General features: G+C 67.2%; 15 protein-coding genes. 9 read left to right on the top strand and 6 right to left on the bottom strand.

The genetic code is table 11. The annotated features are described in order from the left end of the window. From B0F77_RS49505 to B0F77_RS45435, 3 genes are all read left to right on the top strand, one after another. Positions 1-296 (top strand): hypothetical protein (locus B0F77_RS49505; RefSeq protein ID WP_211294367.1); only part of this gene is annotated, 296 nt, incomplete at its 5' end. Between the two features lie 186 nt (positions 297-482). Continuing rightward, positions 483-644 (top strand): hypothetical protein, encoded by a 162-nt coding sequence (locus B0F77_RS48445; RefSeq protein ID WP_158103012.1) that lies wholly within the window; start codon positions 483-485, stop codon positions 642-644. A 154-nt stretch (positions 645-798) separates the two neighbouring features. Continuing rightward, entirely contained in the window at positions 799-1,227 is a 429-nt protein-coding gene (locus tag B0F77_RS45435; protein WP_086669263.1) for a CBS domain-containing protein, read from the top strand. Between the two features lie 206 nt (positions 1,228-1,433). On the opposite strand, the gene B0F77_RS45430 is transcribed toward B0F77_RS45435, so the two are convergent. Beyond that, a complete protein-coding gene (locus tag B0F77_RS45430; protein WP_086669262.1) occupies positions 1,434-1,979 on the bottom strand; it encodes an SRPBCC domain-containing protein in 546 nt (181 codons plus the stop codon). Next, positions 1,963-2,310 (bottom strand): ArsR/SmtB family transcription factor, encoded by a 348-nt coding sequence (locus B0F77_RS45425; RefSeq protein ID WP_086669261.1) that lies wholly within the window; start codon positions 2,308-2,310, stop codon positions 1,963-1,965. The genes B0F77_RS45430 and B0F77_RS45425 overlap by 17 nt, the downstream gene beginning before the upstream one ends. Positions 2,311-2,388: 78 nt before the next feature. Here B0F77_RS45425 and B0F77_RS45420 point away from each other — a divergent pair, with 78 nt between their 5' ends. The 4 genes from B0F77_RS45420 (at position 2,389) to B0F77_RS45405 (ending at position 5,261) form a co-directional block, all read left to right on the top strand. Further along, a complete protein-coding gene (locus tag B0F77_RS45420; protein WP_086669260.1) occupies positions 2,389-2,817 on the top strand; it encodes a hypothetical protein in 429 nt (142 codons plus the stop codon). Between the two features lie 77 nt (positions 2,818-2,894). Beyond that, entirely contained in the window at positions 2,895-3,665 is a 771-nt protein-coding gene (locus B0F77_RS45415; protein WP_086669259.1) for a Tat pathway signal sequence domain protein, read from the top strand. Next, positions 3,665-4,630: a DUF3500 domain-containing protein gene (locus tag B0F77_RS45410; protein ID WP_086669258.1), complete on the top strand. Its 966-nt coding sequence runs from the start codon at positions 3,665-3,667 to the stop codon at positions 4,628-4,630. Before B0F77_RS45415 ends, B0F77_RS45410 begins: the two co-directional genes overlap by 1 nt. After that, positions 4,608-5,261, top strand: coding sequence for an endonuclease V (locus tag B0F77_RS45405; protein WP_245849500.1), 654 nt, complete (start codon positions 4,608-4,610; stop codon positions 5,259-5,261). The genes B0F77_RS45410 and B0F77_RS45405 overlap by 23 nt, the downstream gene beginning before the upstream one ends. Here the strand turns inward: B0F77_RS45405 and lspA are convergent. Next, complete coding sequence (lspA, locus tag B0F77_RS45400) at positions 5,233-5,718, bottom strand: signal peptidase II (protein ID WP_086669257.1); 486 nt, start codon at positions 5,716-5,718, stop codon at positions 5,233-5,235. The genes B0F77_RS45405 and lspA overlap by 29 nt on opposite strands. Positions 5,719-5,913: 195 nt before the next feature. After that, positions 5,914-7,218 (bottom strand): 6-phospho-beta-glucosidase, encoded by a 1,305-nt coding sequence (locus B0F77_RS45390; RefSeq protein WP_086669255.1) that lies wholly within the window; start codon positions 7,216-7,218, stop codon positions 5,914-5,916. Between the two features lie 383 nt (positions 7,219-7,601). Between B0F77_RS45390 and B0F77_RS45385 the strand changes: the two genes are divergently transcribed. Further along, a complete protein-coding gene (locus B0F77_RS45385) occupies positions 7,602-9,539 on the top strand; it encodes a helicase (protein ID WP_342746916.1) in 1,938 nt (645 codons plus the stop codon). Here the strand turns inward: B0F77_RS45385 and cutA are convergent. Continuing rightward, positions 9,522-9,836: a divalent-cation tolerance protein CutA gene (gene cutA, locus B0F77_RS45380; protein ID WP_086669254.1), complete on the bottom strand. Its 315-nt coding sequence runs from the start codon at positions 9,834-9,836 to the stop codon at positions 9,522-9,524. The two genes, B0F77_RS45385 and cutA, sit on opposite strands and share 18 nt — an antisense overlap. Further along, positions 9,833-10,834 carry an adenosine deaminase gene (gene add / locus B0F77_RS45375; RefSeq protein ID WP_086669253.1) on the bottom strand — a complete coding sequence of 334 codons (1,002 nt, stop codon included), beginning with the start codon at positions 10,832-10,834 and terminating at the stop codon, positions 9,833-9,835. Before add ends, cutA begins: the two co-directional genes overlap by 4 nt. A gap of 107 nt (positions 10,835-10,941) precedes the next feature. On the opposite strand from add, the gene B0F77_RS45370 reads away from it, so the two are divergent. Beyond that, on the top strand, positions 10,942-12,741 hold the full coding sequence (locus B0F77_RS45370) for a Xaa-Pro dipeptidyl-peptidase (RefSeq protein ID WP_086669252.1): 1,800 nt from the start codon (positions 10,942-10,944) through the stop codon (positions 12,739-12,741). Positions 12,742-12,889 lie beyond the last annotated feature (148 nt).

Below are 12,889 nucleotides of genomic sequence, written 5' to 3'. Positions count from 1 at the left end.
GTCCCGAGGTGCCGCCGCCCCCGCCGCCTGCCGTTCCCGCGCCACCGGCCCCGGAACCCGTTCCCGCACCAGTCGTTCCGGTCGTTCCGCCGCCTCCGGTCACCACGACACCGCCTTCTTCCGTTGCACCGCAACCGGTTCCGGTCCGCGCCGCACGCCAGAAGACCGAACCGCGCAAGGACCTCTCGCTCGATCCCGAGACCACGCCGCTGACGAAGTCCCGCAAGTGGGCGATGGTGACGATCATCCTGGTGATGCTGGGCGCGGGCGCCGCCGCCGCGAGGGCCCGCGGATAAATCGGTTGGCGTGCCTCGGCCGCGTCGCTAACGTTGCGGACATGTTCTTCATCTGATGAAGCCCCGCGGCGCTCTTGGCGCTGCTCCGCGACCTAGCTGTCGCCTCGGTGACCCTTCCGCGGGTCCTTCACTCACGGCTGTCTTCCGCCGTGTCCTTGCACGCCCTCGTCACGAGGAGGCTTTCGCATGCCTGCGACCACCCCGCCCGAGCCGTCCAACCGCGCTGCGCGCCGCGCGCAGAAGCGGGCCAAGACCGACCAGAACCCGCACGTCCCGCTGCCGCAGCAGCGAGTGCCGGTAGTCCAGCCGCGCCAGTTCATGGCCCGTCGCCGCGGTGGATCCGCGTAGCCGACGCCGAACCGGGCGCGACACCGCAGGGGGCACGTTCGTCCGAACGTGCCCCCTGCTCCCTTAGTGGCCTCGATGCGGGTTTGATCTCCCGTTCTGTCCGGATCCGATCTAGCCTGAGTTGCTACCGGACCGACAGGATCGGAGGCGCCAGGTGAGGATCGCTGACGTTTTGCGGACCAAGGGATCGGCGGTCGCGACGATCGACCCGGACGTACCGGTGTCCGAGCTGCTCAGATCGCTCGCCGAACACAACGTCGGCGCGATCGTCGTCGTCGGCCCGTCCGGCGTGGCGGGGATCGTGTCCGAGCGCGACGTCGTGCGCCGTCTGCACGAATCAGGCGCTGACCTGCTGTCTTCCCCTGTGTCGGCGATCATGACCGCCGACGTGTTCACCTGCTCGCCGTCGGACACGGTGGACAGCCTGACGGTCGTGATGACCGAACGGCGCTTCCGCCACGTACCCGTCATGTCCGACGGCCAGCTGGTCGGGATCGTCAGCATCGGTGACGTCGTGAAGAGTCGCATCGGTCAGTTGGAGCAGTCGCAGGACCAGCTGCAGGCCTACATCGCCCAGGGCTGACACCCCGAGCTGCCAGTCGACACGTTCACCGAGGCGCGCACCGCGTTGTCCGCCTCGGTGGCGTCGGCGCCCACTGCCGACCCACTCCACGCCGACTTCCCCGAAACCAATATATCGGTTAACCAACCCCCGCTTGACCTGCTGCTTAGCAATGAGTCTTTGGACGACGAAGTCCAAAGACTCATTGCTAAAACAGGATTCGCGTTTCAGATGGCCTGGTCGACGCCGGGCGGCTCGGGGACGTTCTCGGTCTTGGTTCCCGACGGCATCGCCCACATGAAGGCGCGCATCATGGCGTACTGGAGCTTCAGGCCGGTACCGATGTCGCCGGACTCGACGACCTGCTTGAGCGCGCCGAGGATGCCCTTCCAGGTGGCGTCGACCTTGTCGAGACGCTCGACGCCCGCGGGCCAGCCGGAGTTGCGCAGCGTGATGCGCGTGCCGCCGTCGACCTCTTCCAACTCCCACGAAACGACGGTCCACGGGTCGTCGCGCATGGTGAGCCGTTGCGTGTGGGACAGCAGTCGCGGCGGATCGACCTCGACGACGCGCCCGACGACGAAGACCCGTTTGCCATCGGTCGACCGGTAGTACAGCGGCGCGCCCGGCGTCAGTTCGGAGTCGAGGACGGCGTCCATCATGGCGCGCTGCTTGCCGTCGAGTTTGGTGATCTCCGCCCACACCTTCTCGATCGGCGCGGCGATCACGATGCTGTGCAACAGCTCGGTGCCGGGTTCAGCCAACGTCCTCATCCTCCTGTTCGGCGCTCTCGACCGCGTGCTTCAGGCCGACCAGCGCAGCTGCCCAGTTCCGTTCGTACTGCGCGACCCACCGCTGGTGAATCTGCTGGATGGGCACGGGATTCAGGTGGTTGACCCGCTTCCGGCCCCGCGGCTCGACGAGCACCAGGTCGGCCTCGCGGAGCACACCGAGGTGCTGCATGACGACGTGCCGGCTCGTTTCCAGCGCGTCCACCAGTTCGCTCGTGGTGCGCGGACCGGCGCGCAGGACATCGAGGATCGCCCGCCGCAGCGGGTTCGCCAGGGCACGCCAGACGGCGTCGTCATCATGTGGCAACTTCATTACGTAAGGTTTTTAACACCTGATCCGCCTCAGGTCGAGCGCTGGTCACAAGTCGAGACCCTGTCTCGTCCCCACGGCATGAGCACCCTTCGCGCAGGTCTTGCGTTCCTCGCCCTCGTTGAGGCGATCCCCGGTGGCTGGCCACTGCTCGCCCCGCAGCACTTCTACGACAACTTCCCGCTGCCTACGAACCAGTGGTTGGCCTACTTCCCGCCGTTCAACGAACACCTGATCCGGGACTTCGGAGCGCTCAACCTCGCGTTGTGCGCGGTCCTCGTGTTCGCCGCGGTGACGATGGAGCGCGCGCTGACCCAGGCGGCACTGGTCGGCTGCCTCGTGTACGGCGTCCCGCACCTGATCTTCCACCTGGGCCACCTGTCGCACATGCCGTTCGCCGACCAGGTAGCCAACGTCATCTCACTGGTCGCGGTGGTGCTGATCCCGCTGGCGCTGCTGCCGTTGACCCTGAGGATCGGCCGGAAGATTGACTCCCGAGTCAGTCAGTGATGTGATCACGGCCGCACCCGAGTTGGTGCAGACCTTTTCCCTAAATCCGCCGCCATGGATGTTGGGGAGGAACGGGCGTGGAGATCTCTCGGCGTTCGGCGTTGATCGGCGGGGCGGCGGCGGTTCCGCTGCTCATGGCCGGTTCCGGGGTCGCGCAGGCGGCCACCTGGAAGCTGAAGTGGAGCCCGCAGGCGAACAAGGACGGTCTCGGCGCCTTCGAGGGCGTCGAGGACGACCGGGCCGGCTCGCATCCGGGCACGAAGCACATCTACGTGTCGGGCAACGACTACCGGTTCGACATGCACACCCGCGATCGGGACACCTCGACCGACCGGCAACGCAACGAGGTCCGCGGCATGAATGCGGGTGGCCAGAACCTCGAGGTCGACAACGGTGAGACGTGGAAGTGGACCTACTCCATGTTCATCCCGAGCTCGTTGAAGTCGACGACGTCGTTCACCCACGTCATGCAGACGAAGATGCCGGGTCTCGGCTCCGCGCCCGTGACGGTCATGTCGCTGCGCCGCACCGGCGGTGTGCAGAAGATCGAGTTCAAGGTCACCGAGGGCAACGTGCTCGTCGGCGAGGTGAACCTCGAGCCGCTGCACAACAAGTGGATCGACACCGAAGTGGAGATCAAGGTCGGCAACGGCACCGGGCGCGTCCGCTGGGTCGTCCGTGAAGGTGGCCGCACCGTGCTCGACGCGACGAAGAACAACGTCGACACGTGGCTCGACGACCGATTGCGCCCGAAGTGGGGCATCTACCGCTCGCTCGGCGACACTTCGGGCGCACTGCAGAACTGCTACCTGCTGCTGCGCAACCTCAAGGCCTATAAGTTCGAATGATGCTGCACGACGTCGCTGACGCCACGCACCAATATATTAGTTTGCTCAGCGGTGACCAGCGCGAACACGCGGTTCGCGCGGTCACCGATGACGATCTGAGACACCGCTGGGCGTATACGCCCGGTACACGACCAGGCCTCGTGCTCGGCGACCTCCGGCGTGACCAGCGCAAGGCCGTACATGGAATGCTCGCGACCGTCCTCAGTCCACACGCCTATGCGCAGGCCGCGGCGGTGATGGCACTGGAAGACGTGCTCGACCATCGTGAGGGCGGGCACCGCGACCGGCACAGCGGCGACTTCTGGACGGTGCTCTTCGGCACGCCCGGCGGCGACGAGCCGTGGGGATGGCGCGTCGAAGGGCACCACCTGTCGGTGAACGTCGTCGTCGCCGACGGACGCGTGTCGGCGACACCGTTCTTCCTCGGCGCGAACCCCGCGCGCGTCACGTATCGCGGACACGTCGTGGGCCAACCACTGCGGCTCGAAGAGGAACTCGCCCGCGAACTCCTCGACCGCATGGGCCCGACCGCCCGCCGCCTCGCCGTCGTGTCCGACACCGCGCCGCACGACATCCGCAGCGGAAACTCCCCGCGCATCAGCCCGTCCGAGCCGGTCGGCGTGACCCCGGCGCAACTCGGCAAGCCCGCCGCGGAGCTGCTCGTCGACATCGTCCGCTTCTACCTCGACCGGCTCGCATTCGAACTAGCCGACGAGGAGTTCGCGCGCATCGACCCGGAACGCCTGCACTTCTCGTGGGAGGGCTCGCTGCGCCGCGGCGAGGGCCACTACTACCGCGTCCAAGGCCCAGAACTGCTCATCGAGTACGACAACACGGCCAACGAGGCCAACCACGTCCACACCGTGTGGCGTCGTCATTCGGGTGACTTTGGCGACGACCTCCTCGCCGCCCACTACGACGCGTCACGGCACACTGTCGCCCGTGGAGTGGCCCAGAACGGTTGAAGACGCAGTCGCCCTGCAAGAACACCTGCGCACCCAGGTGATCACCGCCAATGCCCCTGACCTGCGCATAGACACCGTCGCGGGCCTGGACGTCGGCTACCGTAGCAATGACACGGTTGCGGGCGTCTGCGTGGTGTTCGATGCAAAAACGCTGGTCGTCCTCGACGAGGTCGTCGTCGAGGACACGACGGACTTCCCATATATTGCCGGGCTCTTCGCGTTCCGGGAGATGCCCGTGCTGCTGCGCGCGCTCGATCGGGCGACGGTCGCGCCAGACCTGTTGGTCGCGGACGGTCAGGGCCTCGCGCATCCGCGCCGGTTCGGTCTGGCGTGCCATCTCGGCGTGCACACGGGCATCCCGAGCATCGGGGTCGCGAAGAACGCGATGGGGACGTTCGACCCGCCCGGCCACTCCCGCGGGTCGACGAGCGACCTCGTCATGGACGACGAGGTCGTCGGCAGGGCGTTGCGGACGCAGGACGGCGTGAAACCGGTCTTCGTGTCGGTCGGCCACAAGATCGACCTGGACCGGGCGTGCGCCGAAGTGCTGCGTCTCGCTCCGCGCTACCGGCTGCCGGAGACGACCCGCCGCGCCGACACGCTCACGCGGCAGGCTGCTTCGTCGGCGTGAAGCTCAGCAGTACGAGCAGGATCGCGCCGCAGACGAGCGCGATGTCCGCGACGTTGCCGACGAACCAGCCGTTGTAGTCGATGAAGTCGACGACGTGCCCGCGTGCGAAGCCCGGCGGCCGGAACAGCCGGTCGAGCAGGTGCGTCGTCGCGCCGCCCAGCATCAACGCGAGCGCGGCCGCACGCAGCCTGGTCTGCGGCTGCATGCCGTACCGCGCGAGCAGCACGACGGCGACGGCCGCGACGATGGTGAAGATCCACGTCGACCCCGCGCCGATCGAGAACGCGGCACCGGGGTTGTAGAGGAGCCTGAGCTGCAGGAACTCCCCGAGCACGGGAATGGGCGCGCGACCGGTCAGGGCGCTCTCGGCCCAGAACTTCGTGGCCTGGTCCAGCAGCAGCACGAGCACGGCGATGCCCATCACGAGCGGCACGCGGCGAGAGGTGGTGGTGTCCATTTGCGGTCGAGCGTAGTTAAGAACGCCACCACTCGGCATCAGACCCCGGAGTCAGGCGCTGGTCACGCCGTGAACGGCCGGCGAGTTCGGCGAACCAGTTGTCCATCTGGTCCGTGTAGTCGGCGAACCCGAACAGCTGTTTCGCGGGTCCGCCTGCGTGACGTCGCGGCTCCAGACGCCGGCGACGCCCCGGCATCAATCGATGTTCCGTCCGAACAACAGGGGATGGGTGTCGACGATCTTGCGGGCGACGTTGACGGAGTCCACCAGCGGATGTAGTGCGAGTGCCTTCACCGCGTGTGCGCGCTCGCCGCTGACCGCCGCCCGGATGGTGGCGCGCTCGACGACCTTCAGCGCCGTGACGAGCCCGACGCCCTCGTCCGGCACTTGGCTGACCGCGACGGGCCGGGCGCCGTTGGCGTCCACGAGGCTGGGTACTTCGACGATGGCGTCGGGGTCCAGGCAGGACAGTGTCGTCCTGTTCGGCACGTTGAGGATCAAAGTGGTTCGCTTGTCGGACGCGATGGCGTGCATCAGATCGAGCGCGACCCGCTCGTAGCCGCCGCCGTCGAGGTCGTCGGTGTCGCGTTCGTCGTCGCGCGTCTCGGCCATGTACGTCTGCTCACGTTCGAGGCGCGTCCGCTCCCATGTCTCCAGCGACGGTGCCGCGTAGAACTGCTTCTGCTGCTCCAGCAGGAACGCCCCGCGCGACGCGCCGGACTCCACCGCCTCACGCGTGAAGTAGTAGTAGTGCAGGTACTCGTTCGGGACAGCGCCCAGTGTCCGCAGCCAGTCGGCACCGAAGAGTTTGCCTTCCTCGAACGACTCCACCCGTTCGGTGTCGGCGAGCAGGTCCGGCAGCACATCGCGCCCGTGCACGTGCACGCCTCGCAGCCAGCCGAGATGGTTGAGCCCGGCGTAGTCGAGCCAGGCGTCGTCAAGGCTGACGCCGGCAGCGCGTGCGACCCGCCTGCCGAGCCCGACGGGGGAGTCGCAGATGCCGATGACGCGATGGCCGAGATGTGCCGACATCGCCTCGGTGACCATGCCGGCGGGGTTGGTGAAGTTGATGACCCACGCGTCTGGCGCAAGCACTGAGATACGGCGTGCGATGTCGAGCGCTACAGGCACGGTACGCAGCCCGTATGCAACGCCGCCGGCACCGACTGTCTCCTGCCCGAGCACACCGCACCCCGCGGCGACGCTCTCGTCGGCCGCGCGCCCGTCGAGCCCGCCGACGCGGATCGCGGAGAACACGAAGTCGGCGCCGCGCACCGCCTCGTCGAGGTCCGTCGTGGCCGTCACGGCGACATGGTTCGGTGCCGTATCCGATATATCAGCCGCGAACTCGGCGAGGACACCGCGGACGGCCGCGAGCCGGGTCGCGTCGAGGTCGTGCAGCACGACCTCGGTGACGCGGCCGGGCGACAGGTCGGCGAGCAGGGCGCGATATACCAGCGGTACGCGGAAACCGCCGCCGCCGAGGATGACCAGCTTCATGCTCCGACCACATCCACTCCCGGTTTCTGCAGTACGAACCGCTTTCCCTGGATCGTACATTTCAGGTGCCGTGCGACGAATTGTCGGAGGTTGCGCAGCTGGGCGGGTGCGAATTCCTGTCGAAGCACTGGTGGATCCGGCTGCGATGACGTTGCCGCCGCTGCAGGTCAGGTCATGGCAGCTCAGGGGATCGCAAAGGGGTTCCGTGCACGACGGATCCGTGATACAAAGAATGGCTTTGTATTTTCGGAATGAATTTTCCGGGAAGACAGAATTATTGTATCACAGGGGGCAAGGTGTTGGCGAGCGAACAGGCACGGATCACCTCTCTGTATGAAAAGCTCGATCAGGAACGGAACAAAGCGGCCGCTGACCTTGCGGCCGTGCTGCGGGACACCGTCACCCAGAGGCTGGACCGCGAAGCCGCGGTCGGCGTGCTGACCAGGGAGGTCGGGAAGTACCGGGCGGCGGAGGAAGGGCTGGTCTTCGGCCGCATCGACTCGGAGAAGGGCGAACGCACCTACATCGGACGCGTCGGGTTGTTCGACGAGGACTTCGAACCGCTGCTGCTGGACTGGCGGGCACCGGCGGCACGGCCGTTCTACACCGCGACGGCCGCGAATCCGGAAGGCGTCGTGCTGCGGAGGCACTTCCGCGTCCGTGACCGGGAACTGTGCGACTTCCACGACGATGAACTGCTGACCGACACGACCGCACTGCTCGACGCCCTCAACGCGCCGCGGACCGCGACGATGCGCGACATCGTCTCGACCATCCAGGCCGAGCAGGACGACATCATCCGCTACTCGAGTCCCGGCGTGCTGGTGATCGAGGGTGGTCCCGGCACCGGCAAGACCGCCGTGGCCCTGCACCGCGTGGCATACCTGCTGTATACGCGCCGCGAACGTCTGTCGCGGCACGGTGTGCTGATCGTCGGGCCGAACACCGGCTTCCTCCACTACATCGGCGACGTCCTGCCGTCGCTGGGGGAGACCGACGTCGTCTTCGCGACGCCCGGCGAGCTCTATCCCGGAGTCTTCACCTACGTCGAGGACACCCCGTCGTTGCAACGACTGAAAGGCGATATATCAGTTCTGGATCTGCTCGCCGTCGCCGTCGCCGACCGGCAGGAGCTTCCCGACGAGCCCGTCGAGATCGAGCTGGAGGATGTCGTCGTCCCGCTCGACGCGCACGTCACTGCCGTCGCGCGCGAGAAGACGCGCTACTACGGACTGCCTCACAACGCCGCCCGCAAGTACTTCTTCCTCGCGCTCGCCGAGGAACTCGTCGCGCCGGCGTTGCGGCTGATCGGCGTCGACTGGCCGGAGATCGAGGACGACGTGCGCCACGAACTCCGCCACAGCACCGTGTTGCGCGACGCTGTCGACAGGCTGTGGCCGCTGCTCACACCGGAGCAGTTGCTCGCCGACCTGTACGCGGGCCGCTGCTTCAGGATCGGTGTGCCGGAGCTGTACCGGGAGGACGCCGAAGCGTGGACGGTGTCCGACGTGCCGCTGCTCGACGAACTCGCCGAACTGCTCGGCTCGGACGGCTCGGCGGAACAGGCGGCGCGGCGTGAAGAGGAGGAACAGCTCGAGTACGCCCGCGGCGTCATGGACGTCCTGTCGATCGACAAGCGTGCCGACAGCGACGAGTACATCGTCACCGACTTCGTCAACGCCGAGGTGCTGGCCGCTCGGCACGAGGTGCGCGACCACCGCACTCTCGCCGAACGCGCCGCCGAGGACCGCACGTGGACATACGGCCACGTGGTCGTCGACGAGGCACAAGAACTGTCTGCAATGGACTGGCGCGTGCTGATGCGCAGGTGCCCCAACAGGTCCATGACCATCGTCGGCGACCTGGCCCAGCGTCAGGCCGCGGGCGGCGTCCGCAGCTGGGGCTCGATGTTCGAGCGGTTCACCTACCGCAGGCTCGAGGTCAACTACCGCACGCCCGGAGAGATCATGGCCGTCGCCACGCCGGTCCTGAAGCTCGTCGACCCCGACGCGTCGGCACCGGTGTCCGTGCGCAGGACCGGCGTGCGCCCGTGGGCCCGTCGTGTGACTGATATATCGGCGGCCGTGCACGACGAACTCCACGCGCACGCCGAGGCGTGCAACGGACGCACGATCGCCGTCATCGGCGACCGCTGGATGCCACCGCGCGCGTCGAAGGGCCTGGAGTTCGACGTCGTCCTCGTAGTCGAACCGCAACGCATGTTGCCGAGCGAGTTGTACGTGGCGTTGACGAGGGCGACGCAACGGCTCGGCGTCCTGCACACCGAACCGTTGCCGCGTCACCTACGAGGTCTCCTCTGAGACCCACGCGAGGTAGTCGTCGTTGCCCCCGACCACAGGGGTGACGACGACCTCGGGCACGTCATAGCTGTGGTTGGTCTTGATGTGCTCGACGAGTTCGTCGGCGCGGATGGCGGACGTCTTCACAACGCACTGCCACTCCGCGTCGACGCGCACCTCGCCGTCCCACCGGTAGACGCTGCGAATCGGCACGATCTGCACGCACGCCCCGAGTCGTGCCTCGACGATGCCCTTCGCGAGCGACTCCGCCACCTCGGCGGAGTCGACGGTCGTCGTCACCACAACCGCACCGCTCATAGCGCGTCGATCTCCTTCAGCAACTGGTCCTTGAGCTCGACCGGCGCGAACGAGGCGCGCACGGCGGCCCGCGCGAAGCCGGCGAGCTCGTCACGGCTGAACCCGAACCGCTCGTGGCACAACAGGTACTCACGGTCGAGATCGGTGTGGAACATGCCGGGATCATCGGTGCTGATCGTTACCGGCACACCTGCTTCCACGAGCTGCGGCAAGTGGTGCTCGTCCAGCGCCTTCACCGCACCGGTGCGGATATTCGACGTCGGGCACACCTCGACGACGACGCCCTCGCCGGCGAGATGCCGCAGCAGCTCGGGATCCCGCACCGCGCTGACGCCGTGCCCGATCCGTTCGGCGTGCAGGTCGCGCAGCGCCGCCCAGATCTCGCTGGGCGGCGTCGTCTCGCCGGCGTGCGGCACCATGTGCAATCCCGCGTCCCGCGCCATCGCGAACGCCTCCCGGAACTTCGCCCTCGGCGAGTCCGACTCGAATCCGCCCAACCCGAACCCGACCAGCCCCTCAGGCCGGTACTCGGACGCGAACCGCGCGCTCGTCATGCCCCAGTCGCGGTCCCAGATGCCAGGCACATCGAAGATCCACTGCAGCGCCACACCATGGACCGCGAGCGCTTCCTCGCGCCCTGCAGCCAAAGCCTCGACGAGTTCGTCGGGTGCGATACCCGCCCGCAGGTGACTTGTCGCGCTGATCGTCAGCTCCGCATATCGGATATTGGTTCGCGCGGCGTCGCGGGCGTATCCGACGACCAGGGTGCGGACGTCCTCGCCGGTGGTGACGAGGTCGTTGACGACGCCGTACACGTTGATGAAATGCCGGAAGTCGGTGAACTCGTAGAACTTCCGCAGCGCGGCCTCGTCGGTCGGGACCGGCCCGTCAGGGTGGTTGCGGGCGAGCGCGAGGACGGTGTCGACGGAAGCCGCGCCCACGAGGTGGACGTGCAGCTCGGCCTTCGGCAGCGCGTGGGCGAAGTCGGAAATGTGCACGGCCCATGCTCTCAGGTCAAGAGCCGATCGACGGGTGACATGTCTTGCAGTCAAGAGGAAGGGTGCAGGGCGAATCCCTGTATCTGGCCTTGCATTGGGGGTGCCTCGTGAGGGGCGCACGAAGAGTCGCACTGCTGACAGCGGTACTTGTCCTGCCCTTCCTGCCGACGACGGCCCAGGCCGCCGAAGGACCGGTCTTCTCCGACGGCGAGGCGCAACCCGTCTTCGACCCGAAGGACGTGGTGAAGGAGAGCCTCTGGGTCCGGGCACCGATCGACAGCGATCGCGACGGCATGGACGACGAGGTCTACACCGAGGTCGTCCGGCCGCGCGCCACCGAACGTGGCCTCAAAGTACCGGTCGTGTACATGGTCAGCCCGTACTTCTCGGGCGGCAACGACGTCGCCAACCACAACGTCGATGTCGAACTTTACGTGCCGGACAAGCGCAACGGCCGTTTGTTGAAGTCCTCCTCCGACGAACGCATCACCGCCGCCCTCGGACCGAACCCGATCACGTCGGGTCGTTACGAGGCCTACTTCATCGCACGCGGCTATGCCGTCGTCTACGCCGAATCGCTCGGCACCGGTAAGTCGACGGGCTGCCCCACGACCGGCGACGTCAACGAGACGGTCGGCGCGCGCGTCGTCGTCGACTGGCTCAACGGCAGTGCGTCAGCTCGCACCGCAACGGGCGAGGCGATCAAGGCGACCTGGTCGACCGGCAAGACCGGCATGATTGGCGTCTCCTACAACGGAACGCTGCCCAACGCCGTCGCTTCCACCGGTGTACGCGGCCTGGAAGCGATCGTGCCGATCGCCGCGATCTCCAGCTGGTACGACTACTACCGCGCGGACGGCGCCGTCGTCGCGCCCGGCACGTTCCAGGGCGAAGACGCCGACGTGCTCGCCGAGTACGTCTACACGCGCGCGGACAGGGAGATCTGCAAGCCGATCATCGCCGAGATCGCGAAGGACCAGGACCGGATCACCGGCGACTACAGCAAGTTCTGGGACAAGCGGAACTACATGAACGACGTCCGCAACGTTCGCGCGGCCGTGCTGGCGGTACACGGGCTGAACGACTGGAACGTCAAGATGACGCACGTCGAGCAGTGGTACTCGGCGTTGAAGAAGGTTGGTGTGCCGCACAAGATCTGGCTGCACCAGTCAGGGCACACGGACGCTGACGCGTTGCGTTCGGTCGAGTGGCGCCGCACGCTGAACCGCTGGTTCACCCAGTACCTCTGGGGCCACCGCAACGGCGTCGACAAGGAACCGAAGGCGACGATCCAGCGCGAGGACAAGACGTGGGTCGACGAGAAGGACTGGCCGGCGCCAGGCACGTCCGACGTGCGGCTGCGGCTGTCCGCGGGTGGATCTGCCAAGGGCGGACTGGGGATCTGGCCCGGCCTCGGCGTCGAGAAGCTGACCGACGACGCCACGAAGACGGCTGAGTCGTTGATCGACCAGGCGACTTCCCCGAACCGGCTTTCCTATGCCTCCGAGCCGACGCAGAAGCCGTTGCGGTTGTCCGGCAAGTCGACCGCGCACCTGCGGGTGGCGTTCGACCGTCCCGCGGCGAACGTGACGACGCTGCTCGTCGACCGGGCGCCGGACGGCAGGTCGCACGTCATCACGCGCGGCTCGACCGACCCGCAGAACCGGGAACGGCCGGACAGGACGACGCCGATCAAGCCCGGCAAGTTCTACGACGTCGCCGTGCCGATCGTGCCGGACGACTACATCCTGCAGGCGGGACACCGGCTCGAGTTCGTGGTCATCTCCAGCGACTACGACTACACGTTGCGCCCGAAGCCGGGTACCGGTCTGTCGCTGGACCTGGCCCGGACGTCGGTGGAACTGCCGGTCGTCGGTGGCTGGCGCACGTTGTTCCAGACGTTCTGATGTCGTGTCGCGCTTCGGCCCCCAGGGGCCGAAGCGCGACAACCTAGCACCCACCCCCGACAAACCCCCGTTCCCAGGCGCTCCAAGATCTCAACCTGTCCACAGCCGCCGAGTTGTCCACAACTTCTCCGCGACGCCGTTCCCCAGC

This window comes from Lentzea kentuckyensis, assembly GCF_002150765.1.
In the GTDB taxonomy this organism is placed as follows: Bacteria; Actinomycetota; Actinomycetes; order Mycobacteriales; family Pseudonocardiaceae; genus Lentzea; species Lentzea kentuckyensis.
The sequence above is the reverse complement of the archived record's forward strand: the minus strand, read 5'-3'. Positions and strand labels throughout refer to the sequence as shown.

Coding starts and splice junctions, on each gene's coding strand:
- B0F77_RS48445 (WP_158103012.1), top strand. CDS start 483: ATGCCTGCGACCACCCCGCCCGAGCCGTCCAACCGCGCTGCGCGCCGC.
- B0F77_RS45430 (WP_086669262.1), bottom strand. CDS start 1,979: ATGAGGACGTTGGCTGAACCCGGCACCGAGCTGTTGCACAGCATCGTG.
- B0F77_RS45425 (WP_086669261.1), bottom strand. CDS start 2,310: ATGAAGTTGCCACATGATGACGACGCCGTCTGGCGTGCCCTGGCGAAC.
- B0F77_RS45420 (WP_086669260.1), top strand. CDS start 2,389: ATGAGCACCCTTCGCGCAGGTCTTGCGTTCCTCGCCCTCGTTGAGGCG.
- B0F77_RS45410 (WP_086669258.1), top strand. CDS start 3,665: ATGCTGCACGACGTCGCTGACGCCACGCACCAATATATTAGTTTGCTC.
- lspA (WP_086669257.1), bottom strand. CDS start 5,718: ATGGACACCACCACCTCTCGCCGCGTGCCGCTCGTGATGGGCATCGCC.
- B0F77_RS45390 (WP_086669255.1), bottom strand. CDS start 7,218: ATGAAGCTGGTCATCCTCGGCGGCGGCGGTTTCCGCGTACCGCTGGTA.
- cutA (WP_086669254.1), bottom strand. CDS start 9,836: ATGAGCGGTGCGGTTGTGGTGACGACGACCGTCGACTCCGCCGAGGTG.